Source organism: Arhodomonas sp. KWT2 (genome assembly GCF_041949875.1).
Lineage (GTDB): Bacteria > Pseudomonadota > Gammaproteobacteria > Nitrococcales > Nitrococcaceae > Arhodomonas > Arhodomonas aquaeolei.
The window spans coordinates 294,360-314,757 of the sequence record NZ_JBHFPQ010000051.1 but is presented as its reverse complement, the minus strand read 5'-3'; the positions used below and the strand labels follow the sequence as shown (position 1 = coordinate 314,757).

General features: G+C 72.5%; 15 protein-coding genes. 6 read left to right on the top strand and 9 right to left on the bottom strand.

The features are described 5' to 3' along the window. Positions 1–100: 100 nt before the first annotated feature. A complete protein-coding gene (gene ppc / locus ACEZHJ_RS16855; protein WP_018716591.1) occupies positions 101–2,740 on the top strand; it encodes a phosphoenolpyruvate carboxylase in 2,640 nt (879 codons plus the stop codon). A gap of 105 nt (positions 2,741–2,845) precedes the next feature. Here the strand turns inward: ppc and ACEZHJ_RS16850 are convergent, their stop codons facing one another. After that, on the bottom strand, positions 2,846–7,132 hold the full coding sequence (locus ACEZHJ_RS16850) for a DEAD/DEAH box helicase (protein ID WP_205599779.1): 4,287 nt from the start codon (positions 7,130–7,132) through the stop codon (positions 2,846–2,848). A gap of 217 nt (positions 7,133–7,349) precedes the next feature. Between ACEZHJ_RS16850 and pyrE the strand changes: the two genes are divergently transcribed. From pyrE to ACEZHJ_RS16835, 3 genes are all read left to right on the top strand, one after another. Then, positions 7,350–8,000, top strand: coding sequence for an orotate phosphoribosyltransferase (gene pyrE / locus ACEZHJ_RS16845; protein ID WP_163139647.1), 651 nt, complete (start codon positions 7,350–7,352; stop codon positions 7,998–8,000). Positions 8,001–8,062: 62 nt separating this feature from the next. Further along, positions 8,063–8,683 (top strand): DUF4124 domain-containing protein, encoded by a 621-nt coding sequence (locus ACEZHJ_RS16840; protein ID WP_163139649.1) that lies wholly within the window; start codon positions 8,063–8,065, stop codon positions 8,681–8,683. Between the two features lie 11 nt (positions 8,684–8,694). Next, on the top strand, positions 8,695–10,431 hold the full coding sequence (locus ACEZHJ_RS16835) for a potassium/proton antiporter (RefSeq protein WP_375036726.1): 1,737 nt from the start codon (positions 8,695–8,697) through the stop codon (positions 10,429–10,431). Here ACEZHJ_RS16835 and argB read toward each other — a convergent pair. From argB to coaBC, 4 genes are read right to left on the bottom strand one after another with little or no spacing between them, the layout of a single operon-like run. Further along, complete coding sequence (gene argB, locus ACEZHJ_RS16830) at positions 10,388–11,311, bottom strand: acetylglutamate kinase (RefSeq protein WP_163139651.1); 924 nt, start codon at positions 11,309–11,311, stop codon at positions 10,388–10,390. The genes ACEZHJ_RS16835 and argB overlap by 44 nt on opposite strands. Before the next feature lie 47 nt (positions 11,312–11,358). Next, a complete protein-coding gene (locus ACEZHJ_RS16825) occupies positions 11,359–13,698 on the bottom strand; it encodes a phosphomannomutase/phosphoglucomutase (RefSeq protein WP_375036725.1) in 2,340 nt (779 codons plus the stop codon). Between the two features lie 3 nt (positions 13,699–13,701). Continuing rightward, a complete protein-coding gene (gene dut / locus ACEZHJ_RS16820) occupies positions 13,702–14,157 on the bottom strand; it encodes a dUTP diphosphatase (RefSeq protein WP_163143931.1) in 456 nt (151 codons plus the stop codon). Further along, entirely contained in the window at positions 14,144–15,349 is a 1,206-nt protein-coding gene (gene coaBC / locus ACEZHJ_RS16815) for a bifunctional phosphopantothenoylcysteine decarboxylase/phosphopantothenate--cysteine ligase CoaBC (RefSeq protein WP_375036724.1), read from the bottom strand. Before coaBC ends, dut begins: the two co-directional genes overlap by 14 nt. 135 nt (positions 15,350–15,484) lie before the next feature. Between coaBC and radC the strand changes: the two genes are divergently transcribed. Together radC and ACEZHJ_RS16805 are read left to right on the top strand one after the other, a co-directional pair. Next, on the top strand, positions 15,485–16,159 hold the full coding sequence (gene radC / locus ACEZHJ_RS16810) for a DNA repair protein RadC (protein ID WP_259200007.1): 675 nt from the start codon (positions 15,485–15,487) through the stop codon (positions 16,157–16,159). Between the two features lie 74 nt (positions 16,160–16,233). Continuing rightward, entirely contained in the window at positions 16,234–16,479 is a 246-nt protein-coding gene (locus ACEZHJ_RS16805) for a hypothetical protein (protein ID WP_163143632.1), read from the top strand. A 30-nt stretch (positions 16,480–16,509) separates the two neighbouring features. Here ACEZHJ_RS16805 and rpoH read toward each other — a convergent pair whose 3' ends face one another. From rpoH to ftsY, 4 genes are all read right to left on the bottom strand, one after another. Then, the gene (gene rpoH, locus ACEZHJ_RS16800; protein ID WP_259200004.1) at positions 16,510–17,388 is read right to left on the bottom strand and encodes an RNA polymerase sigma factor RpoH; all 879 of its coding nucleotides are present in this window, start codon (positions 17,386–17,388) and stop codon (positions 16,510–16,512) included. A gap of 132 nt (positions 17,389–17,520) precedes the next feature. Next, positions 17,521–18,471 (bottom strand): permease-like cell division protein FtsX, encoded by a 951-nt coding sequence (gene ftsX, locus ACEZHJ_RS16795; RefSeq protein WP_163142730.1) that lies wholly within the window; start codon positions 18,469–18,471, stop codon positions 17,521–17,523. After that, positions 18,472–19,149: a cell division ATP-binding protein FtsE gene (ftsE, locus tag ACEZHJ_RS16790; protein WP_163142727.1), complete on the bottom strand. Its 678-nt coding sequence runs from the start codon at positions 19,147–19,149 to the stop codon at positions 18,472–18,474. Beyond that, positions 19,146–20,372: a signal recognition particle-docking protein FtsY gene (gene ftsY, locus ACEZHJ_RS16785; protein ID WP_259200002.1), complete on the bottom strand. Its 1,227-nt coding sequence runs from the start codon at positions 20,370–20,372 to the stop codon at positions 19,146–19,148. The genes ftsE and ftsY overlap by 4 nt, the downstream gene beginning before the upstream one ends. Positions 20,373–20,398 lie beyond the last annotated feature (26 nt).

Below are 20,398 nucleotides of genomic sequence, written 5' to 3'. Positions count from 1 at the left end.
CGCGCCCGGTGCCGGGCCGGCGTGGACGGGGACGCCGGGATGAGGGGGGAGTCATGTTCGGGGTAGGCTGGATAATACGTCCGCCCAGGGGGAGAAGAGAATGAACGACAAGCGCACCGATGCGCCGCTCCGCGAGGACATCCGCCAGCTCGGCGGGCTGCTCGGCAGCACGCTCTACGAGCAGGCCGGCGAGTCCGTTTTCCACGTCGTCGAGGAGGTCCGGCGTCTGTCCAAGGAGGCACGCGCCGGCGACGCGGAGGCCGCGCAGGCGCTGGAGCGCATGCTCGCCGAGCTGCCGGACGAGCACATCATGCCGGTGGTGCGCGCGTTCTCGCAGTTCCTCAACCTCGCCAACATCGCCGAGCAGCACCACCGGGTGCGCCGTAGCCGGACGTGGCTGCGCGACCCGGATTCCGCACCGCTGCGCGGCTCGCTGGAGGAGAGCTTCGAGCGCCTGAGCGGCGAGGTCGACGGCGAGCGGCTCCACCAGGCCGTGTGTGACCTGTCCATCGAGCTGGTGCTGACCGCCCATCCCACCGAGGTCAGCCGTCGCACCCTCCTGCAGAAGTACAACCGCATCGCCGAGCTGCTGGACCAGCAGGACCGTCTCGACCCCATCCCCGAGGAGATCGAGGAGGTCCACCAGTCGCTGCGCCGCGAGATCACCGCGGCCTGGTACACCGACGAGATTCGCCGCCAGCGCCCGCGCCCCCAGGACGAGGCACGCTGGGGGCTGGCGGTGATCGAGCAGACCCTCTGGGACGTCATCCCGCGCTACCTCCGCCGGCTCGACCGCCAGGTCTACCGGCGTACCGGCGAGCACCTGCCGCTGGATGCCGCACCCATCCGCTTCGGCTCCTGGATGGGGGGCGACCGCGACGGTAACCCCCGGGTCACCGCCACGGTTACCCGTGAGGTCTGCCTGCTCAACCGCTGGATGGCCGTCCAGCTCTACGAGCAGGAGGTCGGCCGGCTGATCACCGAGCTGTCGCTGCAGTGTGCCGACGACGAGCTCCAGCGCGCCTCCGGCGCAGCCTGGGAGCCGTACCGCCAGGTCCTCAAGGACGTTCGCCAGCGTCTGCGCGACACCCGCGCCTGGATCGACGCCCGCCTCGCCGGCGAGCGGCCGGCGGACGCGCCCGTCTACCGCTATGCGGAGGAGCTGCGCGAGCCGCTTCTGACCTGCTATCACTCCCTGCAGGCGTGCGGTGCCGGCGTGGTCGCCGAGGGCCGGCTACTGGACCTGATCCGGCGGCTGTCCGTGTTCGGCCTGACCCTGATGCGCGTGGACGTGCGCCAGGAGGCCGGGCGCCACAACGATGCCCTGGATGCCATCACCCGGGAGCTGGGCCTGGGCAGCTACCACGAGTGGGACGAGGACGACCGCCAGGCCTTCCTTATCCGCGAGCTCTCCAGCCGCCGGCCGCTGGTGCCGCGGGAGTTCCAGCCGGACGAGGAGGTCCGCGAGGTGCTCGACACCTTCGCCGTGATGGCGGAGATGGGGCCGGATTCCCTCGGTGCCTACGTGATCTCCATGGCCGCGCGCCCGTCGGACATCCTCGCCGTCGAGCTGCTGCAGAAGGAGGCGGGGGTGCGGCACTTCCTGCGCGTGGTGCCGCTGTTCGAGACCCTGGACGACCTGGAGGCCGCCGAGGCCACCATGGAGCGTCTGCTGGAGATCCCCTGGTACCGCGAGCGCATCCAGGGTCACCAGGAGGTGATGATCGGCTACTCCGATTCGGGCAAGGACGCCGGGCACCTCACCGCCGCCTGGGCGCTCTACCAGACCCAGGAGCGGCTGGTGGCGCTGGCCCGGCGCCAGGGCGTCCGACTGACGCTGTTCCACGGCCGTGGCGGGTCCATCGGCCGTGGTGGCGGCCCCACCCACGCCGCCATCCTATCCCAGCCCCCGGGCAGCGTGGAGGGGCGGCTGCGGGTGACCGAGCAGGGCGAGGTGATCCAGGCGAAGTTCGGGCTGCCGGGCATCGCCCAGCGCAACCTCGAGCTCTACACCACCGCGGTGCTGGAGGCCTCGCTGTGCCCGCCGGCCTCCCCGCAGGACGACTGGCGGACGCTCATGGACCGTCTCGCCGCCACCGCACGGGATACCTACCGCGGCCTGGTGCGCGAGACCCCGGAGTTCATCGACTACTTCCGCCACGCCACCCCGGAGCACGAGATCGGGATGCTGACCATCGGCAGTCGCCCGGCGCGGCGCAAGCCGACCCGCGGCGTGGAGAGCCTGCGGGCGATCCCCTGGATCTTCTCGTGGACGCAGACGCGGTTGCTGCTGCCGGCCTGGCTCGGCGTGGGCGAGGCCCTGGCGGAGGGACTCGCGGAGGATGGCGAGACCCTGCGCGAGATGTACCGCCAGTGGCCGTTCTTCCGCGCGTTCCTGGACATGGTCGAGATGGTGCTCGCCAAGGGCGACCCGCAGGTGGCCGCCTGGTACGACGCGCGGCTGGTGCCGGAGCCGCTGCGCGGGCTGGGCGAGCGGCTGCGCGGGCAGTACGACCGGACCCTCGACGGGGTGCTCGCGGTCACCGGCCACGAGGCGCCGCTGGAGGACTTCCCCGTGGTGCAGCGCTCGGTGGCGGTGCGCAACCCTTACGTCGACCCGCTCAACCTGATCCAGGTGGAGCTCCTCGACCGCGTGCGCCACGGCCGCGAGGAGGCGCTGCTGCCGCCACTGATGGTCTGCATCAACGGCATCGCCGCGGGTATGCGCAACACCGGGTAGGGGCGGCAACCCCGGAGCGGAAAGCGCGGGGCATACCGGGGCCGGCCCGGCCGTATGGGGCACGGCGCCCCGTCAGGCCGTCCCTGCTTCCTCGCGCCCTGTCGCTTATCCCGCCCGCCGTACCAGCCGCGTGCGCGCGTCCCACTGGGCCTCGGGGGGGAGCGTCTCCAGGTAGTGGACCTCGCCCCCGATCTGTGCGGCGACGGGGGCGCCGTCGCGCAGGAGGATGCGGTTGGCGGGGGAGGCCGGGATCCGTCCACCTGGGGTGACGATGCCCATCAGGTTCACCGGATCCGCCGCGGAGATCACCACGAGGGTGTCGTCCGGTTCGGCATGGCGGTAGCGCGCGAGCGCCCCCACCGCGTCGGGATGGGCGAACTGCTCGCCGGCGAACTGGTCGACGAAACGGCCACCGTGGACCTCGCCACGGGCCTCCAGCAGCCGGAAGACGTAGAGCAGCTCCCGCCACGGCGGCAGTGCCTGCTCGCGGGCCAGTACCCGGCGGAAGACCACACCGTAGCGACGCAGCAGCACCCGGGCGATGTGCTCCAGGGTGGCGAGGTCGGTCATGCGCCGGCGTTCGTCGGTGCCTGGTGCGGATCCCGGCAGCGCCGCCCAGCGCCCGGCGGCGTCCACGCCCGGCGCGGTACGCCGGCGGCGCCGGCCGCGGGGTGCGAACGACGGGCGCTTGTGACTCGGGGCGATGAGCGCGCGTAGCCCATCGAAGGTATCCGCCGTGACCAGACCCACGGCGACGAGCTCGGCAAGGGCCTCCTCGACCTGGGTGCGGAGCATGCCCGTTGCGGCGACCAGGTCGGCGAAGAATGAGGCACCGTGTTCGCGCAGGGCGGCGAGCACCCGCTCGGCCCCGCCGGAAAGGATCGTCTCTCCCGCCTGCGGCGCCGGGATCACGGTCCGCCAGTGGACCAGATTCTCACGCTCTATCAGTGAGATGGGTGTGTTCCGGACGGGGGCGGCGTGGCGGCGGCCGTCGTCGCCGGCGCGCGGCGGGTTGAGTCGCAGCCAGGCGAAACGGCCGGTGGTGAGCAGCTGGTCGAGCTGGCTGCCGGTGTAGTCCGCCACTCGGGCGGGCAGCAGGTCGCCCTCCCACGCGCGGGCCGGTACGGGAAAGCCCTCGAGCTGTTCCAGCGCGCCGGCGAGTGTCTCCACCCCCTCGCCGCGCTCGCCGAGGCCGTGCCAGTCGACGAGAAAGCGCAGGTAGCGCCGGGGCGCAACGGGCTCGGCACGGCTGCGGCGGCGCTGCAGGCTGTATCGCTGGATGCGCGCGAGCAGCCCGCGCTCGCACCACTGCACCGCCCCGGCATCGGCGGTAAAGCGGCCCTGGATCGCGAAGCCCTCGGTTTCCAGCCGGGCGAGCGACGCCGCCACGCGCGTGTCGTCGACGCCCAGCGGTGCCGCGAGCCCGGCGGCGGTGACCGGTCCCAGCCCCTCCAGGCGCGAGCGCAGCAGCTCGGTGAGCGCGGCGTCGGCGTCCGCCGGGGGCGTGCCCACGGCATCGATGGCCGGGTTGGCGGGGGTGTCCGGATACAGGGCCTGCATCTCCACGAGGCGCTCCGCCGCCACCCACAGCGTCCCGCCGCCGGGGACGGAGACGGCGCCGGCGCGCTGTTCGGTGGCGAGCTGTTCGAAGAGGGTGCGCCACTCGCCGGCGGTGCCTTCATCGGCGGTGAGGAAGCCATAGGTGACCAGGGCGTCGTGGAGCTCGTCGGCGTCCCGGGGCCGGGGCCAGACCTCGGCGCACACCCGTGCGACGGCGGCGGCGTCCGGCCGCGCCCAGGTCTCCGGGGAGCCGGGGGTGGTATTGCCGGCGATGCTGAGCGTGCGGCGCTCCTCCTGGGCGCCGTCGTCCAGGAAGGCGTAAGGGCGGGCGTTGATCACCTCCTCCGCGAGGGGCGAGGGGGCGGCGAGGTCGCGGGTGGTGACCGTGACCTCGCCGCGTTCCAGCCGTTTGAGCAATGCCTCCAGGCCGTCGACGTCCAGGCTCCCGGCCAGGCAGTCGTGGAGCGTCTGGGTGACCAGCGGATGTTCGGGGATTTCGCGGGCGCCGGCGAGGTTCTCGGCGCAGGCGAGCTGGTCCGGGAAGACCACCGAGAGCAGGTCCTCGGCGTCCTGGCGCTGCAGCTGCGCCGGCCGTCGGCGGCCGCCGTGGCTGCGCCTGACGGCCAGCGAGACGGTCGCCACCCAGCGCCAGCGCGTGGCGAACAGCGGCGCGTCGAGCAGCGCCTGGGTGAGGACCTCCCGAGCGTTGTCGCTCGCCAGGTAACGGGCGACCTCGTCGAGGGGGAAACTGTGGGTGGGGCCCAGGGAGAGCACGATGCTGTCCTCGAGGGCGGCGGCCTGGAGCTCGAAGTTGAAACGCCGGCAGAAGCGCTTGCGTAGCGCGAGCCCCCAGGCGCGGTTGATGCGCGAGCCGTACGGCGAGTGGATCACGAGGTGCATGTCGCCGGCCTCGTCGAAGAAACGCTCCATGGCGAGCTGCGCCCGGGTCGGCACGACGCCGAGGGCGACACGGGCGATGGCCAGGTAGTCGGCGAGCTGTGCCGCGGCGCCCGCCGGCAGGCCGTGGGCGTCCATCAGCCACTCGCGCACCGGTCCGGGGTCGTTGTCCGATGCCGCGAGCCGCTGGTCGACGTCGGCGCGCAGGCGTGAGACCGCCGCCGAGAGCTCCTCGCTGCGCGCCGGTGCCTCGCCGAACCAGAACGGCAGGTTGGGCGGCATGCCCCCGGCGTCCTCCACGAGCACGCGCCCGGATTCCACCTTGAGGATGCGATAGGCGGTGTTGCCGAGCTGGAAGACGTCACCGGGCACGCTCTCGAAGGCGAAGTCCTCGTTCACAGAACCCACCCGCAGCCCCTCCGGCTGGAGGAGGACGTCGTAGTCGAACTGGTCCGGGATCGCGCCACCGTTGGTCAGGGCCACCAGGCGTGCACTGCGGCGCGGGCGCAGCCGGGCGTTGACGGCATCGCGGTGGAGGTAGGCGCCGCGACGCCCGCGACGGGTGGTGATCCCCTCGGCGAGCATGCGCACGATCCCGGTGAACGTCTCGCGGGTGAGTCCCCGGTATGGCCAGGCGGCGGCGAATGCTTCGTACAGGGCCTGCTCGCCCCATTCGCCGGCGGCCGCGGTCTCGGCGACGATCTGCTGGGCGAGGACGTCCAGTGGTGCGTCGGGGATGTGGATGCGGTCGAGCTCGCCGCGATGTACGCAGTCGAGCAGGGCGGTGCACTCCACCAGGTCGTCGCGGGAGAGGGGGAAGAGGCGGCCCCTGGGCAGGCGGCCGAGGCCGTGGCCGGAACGGCCCACGCGCTGGAGCACGGCGCCGATGCCCCGGGGCGAGCCGAGCTGGCAGACCAGGTCGACCTCGCCGATGTCGATGCCGAGCTCCAGCGATGCCGTCGCCACCAGCGCGCGCAGCTCGCCGCGCTTGAGGCGCTGCTCCGCGTCCAGACGGTGCTCGCGGGCCAGGCTGCCGTGGTGGGCGGTCACGGCGCCGTCTCCCAGGCGCTCGGCGAGGTGACGGGCGGCGCGCTCGGCGAGCCGGCGCGTGTTGACGAAGATCAGCGTGGTCCGGTGCGCGTCCACGTGTCCGGCGAGGCGGTCGTAGATCTCCTCCCAGACCTCGTTGGACATGACCGCGGCCAGCGGCGAATCGGGCACCTCCACGGCGAGGTCGCGCTCGCGCACGTGACCGGTGTCCACGATCTCGCAGCGGCCGCGCTCTCCGCTCAGGAACGCGGCGATGTCCTCGATGGGCTTCTGCGTGGCGGACAGGCCGATGCGCTGGGGCGGTCCCGGGGTGAGCCGCGCGAGCCGTTCCAGCGAGAGCGCCAGGTGGGCGCCGCGCTTGTTGCCGGCGAGGGCGTGGATCTCGTCGACGATCACCGTGCGTACCGTCGCGAGCATCCGCCGTCCGGACTCGGAGGTGAGCAGGATGTAGAGCGACTCCGGCGTGGTCACGACGATGTGCGGCGGGTGCCGGCGCATGCGCTCGCGCTCGGCGGTCGGGGTGTCGCCGGTGCGCACCCACGCACGCACCTCCACGGCGGGGTCGCCGCGGGCGGCAAGGGCCTCGCCGATACCGGCGAGAGGCACCTGGAGGTTGCGCTGAATGTCGTTGGACAGTGCCCGCAGCGGCGAGACGTAGAGTACCGTGGTCTCGTCGCCCAGCCCGGCGGCCAGGCCCTCGCGCACCAGCTCGTCCAGGGCCGCGAGGAACGCGGCCAGGGTCTTGCCGGAGCCGGTGGGGGCGGCGATGAGGGTGTCGTGTCCGTTACGGATCGCCGGCCAGGCCCCGCGCTGGGCGGCCGTGGGCTCGCCCAGCGCGGCCCGGAACCAGTCGTTAACGGCGGGGTGGAAGGCGGTCAGTGGCATGATTCATTGGACCCACAGTCGCCGGGGGCGTTCCCGGAGTGTACGTCAATGGCCGTGTCCGCGGGTGGCGGCCGTCGTGTGCGGGCGAGGGCCACTCCGGCGCCACGGAGGCAGCGTGCCGCGTGCGGCGCAACGCGCTTGGGAATCCCCGGCAGGCGCTATATCCTTGGGCGCCGGCAACCATCCCTCGAACGAGTCACCACCGGGTAGGCGATCCATGCAGGAGTACCAGCGCGAGTTTCTAGAGTTCGCCCACGAGCGGGAGGTGCTGCGCTTCGGCCGCTTCACGCTCAAGTCGGGGCGCGAGAGCCCCTATTTCTTCAACGCCGGGCTGTTCAACACCGGCGGCGCCCTGGCCCGGCTCGGACGCTACTACGCCCGTGCCATCGTGGAGGCGGGCGTCGATTTCGACGTGTTGTTCGGGCCGGCCTACAAGGGCATCCCGCTGGCGGCGGCCACCGCCGTGGCGCTGGCCGAGCATCATGGCCGGGACCTGCCCTATGCGTTCAACCGCAAGGAGGCCAAGGATCACGGCGAGGGCGGCAACATTGTCGGGGCGCCGCTGCGCGGACGCGTACTCGTCATCGATGACGTGATCACCGCCGGGACGTCGGTGGCCGAGAGCGTGGCGCTGATCGAGGAGGCCGGAGCCACCCTGGCGGGCGTGGTGATCGCCCTGGACCGCCAGGAGCGCGGTGAGGGCGAACGCTCCGCGGCCCAGGAGGTCGCCGCCCACCACGGTGCGCCGGTCCATGCGATCGCCGACCTGGACACCCTGGTCGCGTACCTGGAGACACAGCCGTCGCCGCCACCGGCCCTCCACGCCCTGCGCGCCTACCGCCGGCGCTATGGTGTGAGTGCCGGCTGACAGCCCCGTCCATCTGCCCGACAATGGCAGAGGGGCAGGCGGCGCGACAGGGGGGTGCGAGTATGTGGATCAGGGCGGCAGCGGGGTTGCTGGTCGCGGCGGTGCTGGTCGCCACGGCCCGGGCGGAGACCTACAAGTGGGTCGACGATCAGGGCAATGTCCACTACAGCGACTCCATTCCCCCGGATGAGGCCGGCGCCCGTCGCGAGCGCGAGATCAAGTCGGACCGCGGCGTCACCGTCAAGCGCGTCGAGCCGCCGCCCACGCGCGAGGAGCTGGACGCCCGCGCCCGGCGGCATGCGCAGGCCGAGGCGCAGGCGCGCGCCGAGGCGGAGCAGCGCGAGCGCGACCGCATACTGCTGCGGACCTATGACAGCCTTGAGGCCATGAAGGCCGCGCGTGACGAGCGCCTGCATGCCCTCGAGGCGCATATCTCGCTGGCCCGGGACCGCCTGCAGCGGCTCGACGAGCGTCGCCAGGCGCTCGCCGATCGGGCCGCGGGAATGGAACGCAAGGGCAGTGACGGCCTGGAGGGGGTTTACGAGCGTATCGATTCCGTACGCGAGCAGATGCGCTCCCAGCGCGAGTACATCCAGCGCCAGCGCCGCGAGAAGGCCCGTGTGCGCGCCCGGTTCGAGGTGGACATGGCGCGCTACCGGGCGCTGACCGACGACGACGGCTAGGCGGCCGCGGCGTGCCCTTCACCGACTCGTTCATCCTCCTGAGCGGGATGCTCGTCGCCGTGAGTATCCTCGCGACGGTGCCGGCGGACCGCAGCGGGGTGCCGCTGCTGGTGGTCTTCCTCGGTGTGGGGATGGTCGCCGGCGCGGACGGGCTGGGCGGGGTGAGCTTCGAGAGCGTCGCCGACGCACACCTCGTCGGGACGGCGGCGCTCGCGGTCATCCTCTTCGACGGGGGCCTGCACACCCCGTTCGCGAGCTTCCGCACCGGGCTCTGGCCCGGGCTCGCCATGGCCACGGCGGGCGTGCTCGTCACCGCCGCGGTCACGGCGGTGGCCGGGGTGGTGCTGTTCGGGCTGGACTGGGGGCCGGCGGCGCTGCTCGCGGCGATGGTGAGTTCCACCGACGCCGCCGCCGTGTTCTACCTGCTCCGGGCCCGGGGCATCGAGGTGCACGCGCGGGTGCGCAACACCCTGGAGATCGAGTCCGGGGTCAACGATCCGCTGGCGATCTTCCTCACCCTCGCGCTGACCCTCTGGCTCGCCCCGGGGCCGGGGGGGACGGCCGTCGATCTCGCGCTGATGCTGGTGCGCCAGATCGCCTTCGGCGCCGCCGCCGGGCTTGGCGGCGGCTGGCTGCTCACCGCGCTGATCAATCGGTTGCGCCTGGCCCCGAGCCTCTACCCGCTGCTCGCCCTCGCCGGCGGGCTCACCGTCTACGGCGCCGCGGCGGTGGCCGGCGGCAGCGGTTTCCTCGCGGCCTATCTCGCCGGGCTGATCGTCGGCAATCGGGCGAGCACGGCACGGGGCGGAATCCGCCGTTTCCACGACGGCATGGCCTGGCTCTGCCAGATCGGCCTGTTCCTGCTGCTGGGGCTGCTGGTCGAGCCCACGCGGCTGCTCCCGGTGGCGGCGGAGGCGCTCGGGCTGGCGGCGGTGCTGATCGTGCTCGCGCGGCCGCTGGCGACGCTGGTCTGCCTCCTGCCGCTGCGCTTCGAGCCGCGCCAGATCGTGTTCATGAGCTGGACCGGCCTGCGCGGGGCGGTACCCATCGTGCTCAGCCTGTTTCCGCTGATCGCCGGGGTGGACCAGGCGGAGGCGCTGTTCAACCGCGTGTTCTTCATCGTCCTGGTCTCGCTGCTGGTGCAGGGCTGGACGGTCTCGCCGCTGGCCCGGCGCCTGGGGCTCATCATCCCGCGGCGGCACCCGGCCATGGACCGGGTGGATCTCACCCGCCCGAAGGGCCACGAGCTCGTGACCTGCGTGCTCCCGGCGGGGGCGCCCGCGGTGCAGGGCTGCGTGGCGGACCTGGACCCGCCCGCGGGGGTGCGGGTGCTGGCGGTGATCCGCCGTGGCGAACCGGTGGCCGCGGAGCCCGAGCTGCCGCTGCAGGCCGGCGATCAGCTCTACCTGCTTCTGCCCGGGCACTCGCCGGCACTGGAGGAGCGTTTCCAGCACTGGGTGGATACCGTCGCCACCGCAAGGGACGACGCCGAGCAGGCCTACTTCGGCGAGTTCACCGTGGCCGCGGATGCGCCCATGAGCGCGTTCGCGGCGATGTACCTCGGTGGCGACGCCGCCGGTGCCGGCGCGGCGGAGAGCGTCGGTGCGTTCGTGCGCCGGCGCCTGCGCCACCAGGCCTCGGAGGGCGACAGCGTCCGCGTTGGCGGGGTGATGCTCACGGTCCGCGAGATGGAGGGCGAGCGCATCACCCAGATCGGTGTGCGTCTGCCCCGTCGCGGCCGTGGATGAGGGTGCCGACACCGGCGTCGGTGAACAGCTCCAGCAGGATCGCGTGTTCCACCCGGCCGTCGACGATGGTGCTCGCCCCGACCCCGCCGGCCACCGCCTCGAGGGCGCACTGGACCTTGGGCAGCATGCCGCCGTGGATGGTGCCGTCGGCGATCAGCCGCTCCACCCGGGCGGCGTCCAGACCGGTGAGCAGCCGGCCCTCGCCGTCGAGGATGCCGGGGGTGTTGGTCATCAGCACGAGCTTCTCGGCGCCCAGGGTCTCGGCGAGGCGACCGGCCACGAGGTCGGCGTTGATGTTATAGGTCTTGCCGTCCTCGCCCACCCCGATGGGGGCGATCACCGGGATGAAGTCCTGGCCGTCGAGCAGCGAGACGAGTGCCGGGTCGATCGAGGCGACCTCGCCGACGTGGCCGATGTCGATGATCTCGGGCTCGCGCTCGGCCGCCCCGGGGCGCTGGATGTGGAGCTTGCGGGCGTGGATGAAGCCGCCGTCCTTGCCGGTGAGGCCGACGGCGCGCCCGCCGTGGCTGTTGATCAGGCTGACGATCTCCTTGTTGACCAGGCCGCCGAGGACCATCTCGACCACGTCCATGGTCTCCGCGTCGGTGACGCGCATCCCCTCGACGAACTCCGTCTCTTTGCCGATGCGCTCGAGCAGCCGGCCGATCTGGGGGCCGCCGCCGTGGACGATCACGGGGTTGATGCCTACCAGCTTCATCAGCACCACGTCCCGCGCGAAGCTGCCCTTGAGCGCCTCGTCGGTCATGGCGTTGCCCCCGTACTTCACCACGACGGTGCGCCCGTGGTAGCGCCGGATATACGGCAGTGCCTCGGTGAGGACGTGGGCGACCTGGGCGGGGGGCGTGGGGGTGTCGGTCATCGTGTCGGTCTCCAGGCTCCGTGTCAGCGTGAATCGGGTCCGGGGGCTCAGAACGGCGGTGCCAGCTCCGGGGCCGCTGCGGCGAGCAGGCCCCGGAAGTGTTCGCGGATCCGCTCCAGGGCGGCCTCGTCGTCGCCCTCGAAGCGCAGGGTCAGGGCGGGCTCGGTGTTGGAGGCGCGGACCAGGCCCCAGCCGTCGGCGAAGTCGATGCGCAGGCCGTCGATGGTGGTCACCCGCACGGCTTCCGGCACCGTGTGGGTGTTCGCCAGCAGCCGTGCCATGACCGCCTCGGCCTCGCCCTCGGCAACCGGCACGCGCAGCTCGGCGCCGCCGCCGGCCCCGGGCAGCCCGGCGAACAGCGCCGCGCTGCTCTGGCCGGCCTCGAAGGAGAGCAGCTCCAGCAGCCGTGCGCCCGCGTAGAGGGCGTCGTCGAACGGGTACCAGCGGTCGGCGAGGACGATGTGGCCGCTCATCTCGCCGGCCAGCGGGGCGTTGGTCTCGGCGCGGCGCTGCTTGATCGGCGAGTGGCCGCTGCGTGACATCACCGGCACGCCGGCGTTGGCGCTGATCAGTTCCGCGAGGTGGCGGCTGCACTTCACGTCGAAGACGATGTCCGAGCCCGGCAGCCGGGCCAGGATATCCCGGGCGAACAGCATCATCTGCCGGTCCGGCCAGATGATGGTGCCCTCGCTGTCCACCACGCCGAGACGGTCGCCGTCGCCGTCGAACGCCAGGCCGATGTCGGCGCCGTCGTTCACCACCCGCTTCTGCAGCGTCGCCAGGTTTTCCGGCACTGCCGGGTCCGGGTGGTGGTTTGGGAAGTCGCCGTCGATCTCGCAGAACAGCGGTGTGACCTCGCAGCCCAGTGCCCGGTAGAGCTCCGGGGCGAGGGCGGCGGTAACGCCGTTGCCGCAGTCGACAACCACCCGCAGGGGGCGGTAGAGCGTGATGTCGGCACCCACCTGGTCGATGTAGTCCTCGGTGATCTGCCGGTGCCCGACCTCACCCGGGGTGTCGGCGGCGGGGACGCCGGCCGCCCGACGGCCGAGGGTGCGTATCGCCTCACCGGCCAGCGTCTCGCCGCCGATCATCACCTTGAGGCCGTTGTAGCCGGGGGGGTTGTGGCTGCCGGTGACCATTACCCCGGCCCCGGTGCCGAGGCGGTGGACGGCGAAGTACAGGACCGGCGTCGGCACCGCGTCCACGTCGACCACACCGCAGCCGCCGGCGCTCAGCCCTGCGATCAGCGCCCGGGCGAGCTCCGGGCTCGAGTGGCGGGCGTCCCGTCCCACCACCACGGTGTCGTTGCCGGCCTCGCGGGCGGTCGCGGCGATCGCGCGGCCGAGGCGGGTGACGATCTCCGGCGTGAGGGTCTCGCCGACGATCCCGCGAATGTCGTAGGCCCGCAGGATGCCGGGCGGAATCGCCTCATCACCCGCCCCGGCATCGTCGACGGTGCCGGCTTCTGGCGCCTCCGACGGCGTGTCCGCCGAATCCGGGGGCAATGTTGCCGGGATCTCCTCGTCAACCTCGATGCCGGGGGCAGACGATCGGATGGGCGCCCGGATGGGGTGATGTGCCTTCGCCGGCCCGGGTGCCGGGCCGGCGGGTGCGATATCCGTTTCCGTCGTTGCCCGACCGGCCGCCGGTGCGCCGCACCGGCGAAGGTAGGCGCCGGCGCCGCCGGTTACCAGCCCGGCGAGCCCGAGCACGGCGAGCCAGGCGCCCGGGATGTCCAGTGGCAGCCGCGGCGGCGGCTGCTGTACCGCCACCGACCAGACCTGTCCCGGCACCGGAGCGCTGGCATTCGGTCCGTCGACCCTGCCGCTTTGTACGAGCACGGTATCGCCGTGACGGATCGCGGCGGCGGCCTTGCCGGGGGAGGCCCAGTCCAGGAGCCGTGACACGGGCAGGGTCACCAGCCACGCCCCCGCGTCGTTGCCGGCGGCCGCGACGAGATTGAGCTGTGCCCGTGCCGAGCCGGGCAGATGGACCTCCACGCTCGACCTGCCGGTACGCAGGCAGCGCGCCACCTGCTCCGCCAGGGCATAGCCCACCGGTGGCTCCGCACGGGGTGCCGGGGCCAGGCCGGCGGGGGGGATGTGCCGGATGCGCTGCGCGGCGGGGAACGCATTCCGCAGCGCGGTCCCGTCGCCGGCGTCCTCCACACGCTCGAGGGCGGTGGTGACGCGGTTGCCGAGCCGGGTCGCGGCGTCCGCGGCGATCCGCCCGGCCTCGTCTTTCGCCCGGGCCTGCGCGTCCGGGCGCAGCAGCGCCGGCAGCAGGGCCAGCAGGGCGACGAGCGCGAGCACGAGGGCGCCGACGCCGGTCAGCGCCGTCGCGGTGCCGCGGCGGGACAGGCCGATGCGGGGACGTGGCCGGGGCATTGGCTATAGCCGCCCGGAGTGGCCGAATCCCCCCTCGCCTCGTTCGCTGTCGGCGAAGCCGTCGACCACACGGAAGGCCGGCCGGGCGACGGGGACGAACACGAGCTGCGCGATGCGCTCGCCGGGCTCGACGGTAAAGGTGGCCTCGCCGCGGTTCCAGCAGGAGATCAGGATCTCGCCCTGGTAGTCGGAGTCGATCAGCCCGACCAGGTTGCCCAGCACGATGCCGTGCTTGTGGCCGAGTCCCGAGCGTGGCAGCACGACCGCGGCGTGGGTGGGATCGCCGATGTGCACGGCGATGCCGCTGGGGATGAGTGAGCTCTCGCCGGGTGCCAGGGTCAGTGGGGTGTCCAGGCAGGCGCGCAGGTCGAGGCCGGCGGAGCCGGCGGTGGCGTAGCCGGGCATGGGCCAGTCCTGCCCGAGCCGCTGGTCGATCACGCGGAGGTCAACGGTGTCCATGATATCGCTCGATGATGAGATCCATTAGGGCGTTGGCGAGGTCGGCCTTGGGGGCGTCGGACAGGCTGGTGTGCCCGCCCTCCCAGAGCACTTCCAGGGCGTTGCGCTCGCTGTCGAAACCGCTGCCCTGGCGGCCGACCCAGTTGGCGGCGATCATGTCGGCGCCCTTGTCGCGGCGTTTGGCCTCGGCGTGCTCGTGCAGCGTCTCGGTCTCGGCGGCGAAGCCCACGACGAAGGGCCGGGCGGTATCGCGGGCGGCGACGTCGGCGAGGATGTCCGGGTTGCGTACCAGCGAGAGGGTCAGGCCGTCCCCGCCGCCGCGTTTCTTGATCTTCTGCGTCGCCGTCTCGGCGACACGGTAGTCGGCGACCGCCGCGGCGGCGATGAATATCCCGGTGGTCCCCGCACGTGCCATGACCGCCTCGTGCATCTGCTGGGCGGTCTCGACGTCGATGCGTTCCACACCGGGAGGCGTCGGCTCCGCGCAGGGGCCGGCCACCACCGTGACCGCCGCGCCGCGGGCGGCCGCGGCGGCCGCCAGGGCGAAGCCCATACGGCCGCTGCTGCGGTTGCTGATGTAGCGGACAGGGTCGATGGCCTCACGGGTGGGGCCGGCGGTGATCAGCACCCGTTCGCCGGTCAGTGGGCCGTCGCCGACCGCGAGGGCGGCGACGATGGCCTCGGGCTCCAGCATCCGCCCGGCGCCGGTCTCACCGCAGGCCTGTGAGCCCTCGCCGGGGCCGATGAGCCGGACGCCGCGGGCCTCCAGCACCTCGCGGTTGGCCCGGGTGGCGGCGTTGGCCCACATCAGCCGGTTCATCGCCGGGGCGAGGCTGATGGGGGCGTCAGTGGCCAGGCACAGGGTGGCGAGGAGGTCGTCGGCGAGGCCATGGGCCAGCCGGGCCATGAAGTCCGCGCTCGCCGGCGCGATCAGTACCTGGTCCGCCCAGCGCGCCAGCTCGATGTGGCCCATAGCCGCCTCGGCATCCGGGTCGAGGAGGTCGTGATGGACGGGCCGGCCGGAGACCGCCTGGAAGGTCAGTGGCTGCACGAACGCCCGCGCCCCGGCGGTGAGCACGACGCGGACGTCGGCGCCCGTCTCGCGCAGGCGTCGTACCAGGTCGGGGGCCTTGTAGGCCGCGATCCCGCCGGTGACCCCGAGCAGGACGCGGCAGCCGGTGAGCTGCGGCATGGTGTTATCCGTGCAAATGGGCACAGATTACCGGCGTGCCCCGGGTATGGGAAGCATCCGCCGGTGCCGTGCGGGCCTGCGGGATGAGCGTGTAGACTCTGGGCGACAACGGGACGATGACCTCAGGGAGGAGGCATGGCGATCACGGACTGGCCGGCGGCGGAGCGCCCGCGGGAGAAGCTGCTCGCGCGCGGCGCCGGCGCGCTCTCCGACGCTGAGCTGCTGGCGATATTCCTGCGCACCGGACGGCAGGGGCGCACGGCGGTGGACGTGGCCCGGGAGATGCTCGCGGCCTTCGACGGGCTGCGCGGGCTCATGGAGGCGGACCAGGACCGGTTCGCTGCCCACCCGGGCATGGGGCCGGCGAAGTTCGCCCAGCTTCAGGCGGTACTGGAGATGGCCCGGCGCCATCTCCACGAGCGGCTGGTACGCGGGGACGCGCTCACCAGCCCCGGCGATACGCGGCTGTTCCTCACCGCGCGGCTGCGCCACCAGTCCGCGGAAGTGTTCGCCGCGCTGTTCCTGGACAACCGTCACCGGGTGATCGCCTTCGAGGAGCTGTTCCGCGGCACCATCGACGCCGCCCAGGTCCACCCGCGGGAGGTGGTGCGCCGGGCGCTGGCGCACAACGCGGCCGCCGTGATCGTGGCCCACAATCACCCCTCCGGCGTCGCGGAACCGAGCGGGGCGGACGAGCAGATCACGCGGCGCCTGCGCGACGCGCTGGCGCTGGTGGACGTGCGGGTGCTGGACCACTTCGTGGTCGGCGACGGTGAGGTGGTGAGCTTCGCCGAGCGCGGGCTGCTCTAGGGAAAGACGTCCATTCCCTGACGGACCGGGCCCGGCGCCCGGGGACATACACGGCCGGCGTGGAGCGACGGGCGATGCGAACGATTACCGCGGACGACGGACGCAGCTGGACCGCCTTCGTGGGGCGCGAGTCCTACGGGGTGCACATGGTGCTTTTCATGCCGCAGAGCGGCGGTGGGGCGTGTCAGGCGCCGCTGGAGTCGGCGACGTGGCTGGAGGCCGAGCGGGAGCTGGAGGCGATGACCGACGCGGATCTGCTCCGCTGTCTCAACGAGCGGAGCTGGCCCTGGGGGGAGGGCTTCGACGGCAGCACCCCCTGAGGATGCCGCCGTCGCCGGGCGGCGACGGACTCAGGCCGCCGCCGCCCCGCCCATGGCCCCGCGGAGCTTGCCGAGGGCGTTCTTCTCGAGCTGGCGGATGCGCTCGGCGGAGACGCCGTACTGGTCCGCCAGGGACTGCAGGGTCGCCTTGCCGTCGTTGAGCCAGCGCCGCGCGATGATGTCGCGGCTGCGCTCGTCGAGCTCCGCCAGCGCCGAGGTCAGGGCCTCGTGCTGGTGGCTGCGCCAGTCATCGCCCTCGACCTCGGTGGCCGGGTCGTCGCCGGCGTACTGGAGGTAGGCCGCCGGCGCGCGGGGGGCGTTGTCCTCGTCGTCCGAGGACTCCGGCGGGTCGAAGCCCACGTCCTGCCCGGACAGGCGGGACTCCATCTCCATCACCGTCTCCGGCTTCACGCCCAGGTCCGCCGCCACGGCCTCGACCTCGGCGCGGTTGAGCCAGCCCAGGCGCTTCTTGGAGCCGCGAAGGTTGAAGAACAGCTTGCGCTGCGCCTTGGTCGTGGCGACCTTGACGATGCGCCAGTTGCGCAGGATGAACTCGTGGATCTCGGCGCGGATCCAGTGCACCGCGAAGGAGACCAGGCGCACGCCGACATCGGGGTCGAAGCGCTTGACCGCCTTCATCAGGCCGATGTTGCCCTCCTGGATCAGGTCCGCGAGGGGCAGGCCGTAGCCGGTATAGCCCCGCGCCACATGGACGACGAAGCGCAGGTGCGACATTACCAGGTAACGCGCGGCGTCGAGGTCGTTATCGTCGCGGTAGCGCGCGGCCAGGTCCTGTTCCTCCTCGGCGCTGAGCGTCGGGATACGGTTGACCGCCTGGATATAGTGCTCCTCGCTGCCGGCATGCAGCGGGAGACTGCTGAGATCGTTTCGGGCAATCGCCTTGCTCATTTCCATGGCTCCCCCTTTATGAGCCGGAAAGCGTAATTTGCGGCCGCCACCCGGGGCCTCGTCCAATTGGAGTGTCGAGGCCCAGAAAAAGTTCCCTTTCGGACTATATGAGCATTATGCCAGTTTTCAACCTCAGCGTGGTTCTATGGTGCTGAGGTGTCGACCGACGGCGATCCATGCGCCGAGCAGGCCCAGGAGCACGCCGCAGGCGAGCAGGGTGGCCGCGGCCCCCGGGTCCAGACCCTGCAGCCGGAAGCTGCTGGCGTAGCTGCGGGCCAGGGTGTTGGCCGGGCCGGCGAGCAGCAGGTAGGCCGTCTCCACCAGGACCGCGGCGATGGCGCCACCGAAGAGTCCGTGCCAGAGGCCGGTGTAGAGGAACGGGCGTCGCACGAAGGCGTCGGTGGCGCCGAGGAGCTTGGTGATGACGATCTCCTCGCGCCGGTTCTCGATCTCCAGGCGGATGGTGTTGCCAACCACCAACAGTACCGCCAGTGCGAGCAGGCCGGCGATCAGCCAGCCCAGACGGGCGAGCAGGGTTATGATCGCGTGCAGGCGCCGGACCCACTCCCGGTCCAGGCGTACCTCTGCGGCGAGGTCCAGCCCCTCCAGGGTCCGGGTGAGCGCGTCGATCCGCGCCGTGGACAGCCCCGGTGGCGGCTCCACCAGCAGTACCCCCGGCAGCGGGTTGCTCTCCAGCAGCGACAGCGCCCGGTCCATCTGTGTGTGGGCGCGGAACTCCGCCAGTGCCGCCGCCGGCGTGAGGACCTCGACGGCGCGGACGTCGTCGCGCTCGCGCAGGCGCTGTGCGGTCTCCCGGGCCCGGTCCATGGAGGCGTCCTGCTCCAGGAAGACCGATACCCGCGGGCGGCCGTCCCAGTCGCCGAGCACGTTCTGGGTGTTGTCCATGAACACCACGAACAGCGCCGGCAGGGCGAGGGCGATGCCGATCACTCCCGCGGTCATGAGCGCGGCCAGCCATTGCATGCGCAGTCGGCCGAGGGCGCCGAGCAGGGCCCGGCCGTGGTGCTCCAGCCATGCGGCAGCGCGCGCGCGTATCCGGCGGCGGCTGCGGTGGGCGGCCATTCAGTGCGCCTCCGTGCCGGCGGTGTCGGCGACCACCCGGCCCTCGCTCAGGCTGATCCGGCGGTGACCGAGGCGCTCGACGAGGTCCACGTCGTGGGTGGCGATCAGGGTGGTGACGCCGAGCTCGCTGAAGCGCCGGAACAGGGTCATGATCTCCGCCGACAGTGCCGGGTCGAGGTTGCCCGTGGGCTCGTCGGCGAGCAGCACCGGCGGGCGCCGGACCACGGCCCGGGCGATGCCCACGCGCTGCTGCTCGCCGCTGGAGAGTGTCTCCGGCTGGGCGCGCTCGTAGCGGAGCAGGTCCACCTTGTCGAGGGCGGCGCGTACCCGCCGCCCGAGCTCGCGCCGAGGCGTGCCGGCGATCACCAGGGGCAGGGCGACGTTGTCGAAGACGGTGCGGTCGGCGAGCAGGCGGTGATCCTGGAAGATCATGCCGATGCCCCGTCGCAGGTAGGGGATGCGCCGGCGCGCGAGCCGCCCGAGGTCGACGCCGCCGACCACCACGCGGCCCTGGGAGGGGCGTTCGAGCAGCGGGACCAGGCGCAGCAGGGTGCTCTTGCCCGCGCCACTGGGCCCGGTGAGGAAGCCGAGCTCGCCGGGACGCAGGTGCAGACTCACCTGGCGCAGGGCGTCGCGTTCGCCCGGGTAGCGCTTGCCCACCGCCTCGAGCCGGATCATGCGTCGTCGCCATCCTCCACGGTGTCCGCGAGCAGGGCGTCGACGAAGTCGCCGGCGTCGAAGGGGCGCAGGTCCTCGGCCCGCTCGCCGACGCCGATGTAGCGGATCGGCACGCCGAGCTGCTGGGCCATTGCCAGGACGACGCCGCCCTTGGCGGTGCCGTCGAGCTTGGTGATCACCACGCCGGTCACGCCCACCGCCTCGTGGAACTGGCGGGCCTGGGCGAGGGCATTCTGGCCGGTGCCGGCGTCCACCACCAGCAGCACCTCGTGGGGGGCGGTGCCGTCCTGCTTGCCCAGCACCCGGCGGATCTTCTTGAGCTCCTCCATGAGGTTGCTCTGGGTGTGCAGCCGCCCGGCGGTATCGGCGATAAGGATGTCGTTGCCCCGGGCGATGGCCGCCTGGTGGGCGTCGTAGACCACCGAGGCAGCGTCGGAGCCGGTGGGCTGGCTGATCACCGGAATGCCCGTGCGCTCGCCCCAGACGCGGAGCTGTTCCACGGCGGCGGCGCGGAAGGTGTCGCCGGCGGCGAGCAGCACGCCGTGGCCGGCGCCGCGGTAGTGGCTGGCGAGCTTGCCGATGGTGGTGGTCTTGCCCACGCCGTTGACGCCGACGGTGAGGATGACGAACGGCCGGTGGGCCGGGTCGATGGTGAGCGGCGCGCTCACGGGCTCCAGGATCGCGAGCATATCCTCGCGCAGGGCGTGATAGAGGGCGTTCGCGTCGCCGAGCTCGCGGCGGCGCAGCCGCGCGGTGAGATCGTCGATGATGCGCTGGGTGGCCTCGACGCCGACGTCCGCCATCAGCAGGCGGGTCTCCAGGTCCTCGAGGAGGTCGTCGTCGATGGTCTTGCGGCCGAGGAACAGCCCGGACAGCCCCTCGCCGGTCTTGCGCAGCCCGGCGCGCAGGCGCTGCAGCCAGCCGCGGCGGCCGCCGCCGGTCTCCGCGTCGGTGGCCGTTTCCGCGTCTGCCTCCGCCTCCGCGGCTGCGGCGGCCCGACCGGGGTCGCCGTCGGGCGACGGCGTCGTCTCCGGGGTGTCGTCGTCCGCCTCCGCCGGCGTGGCCCCGGCGCGCGGTGGCTCGGGCGCCGGTTCCCCGGTGCCGGACGTCTCCTCCGCGGCCTGCTCCGGCGCGTCGTCCCCGGTGCTCTCCCCGTCCTCGGGACGTGGGGCCTCATCGCGGGGCGGTTGCTTGCCTTTCCGGCGGCGACCGAATCCGAACATGGAACCTCTCGGCGGGTTTGGGGCAC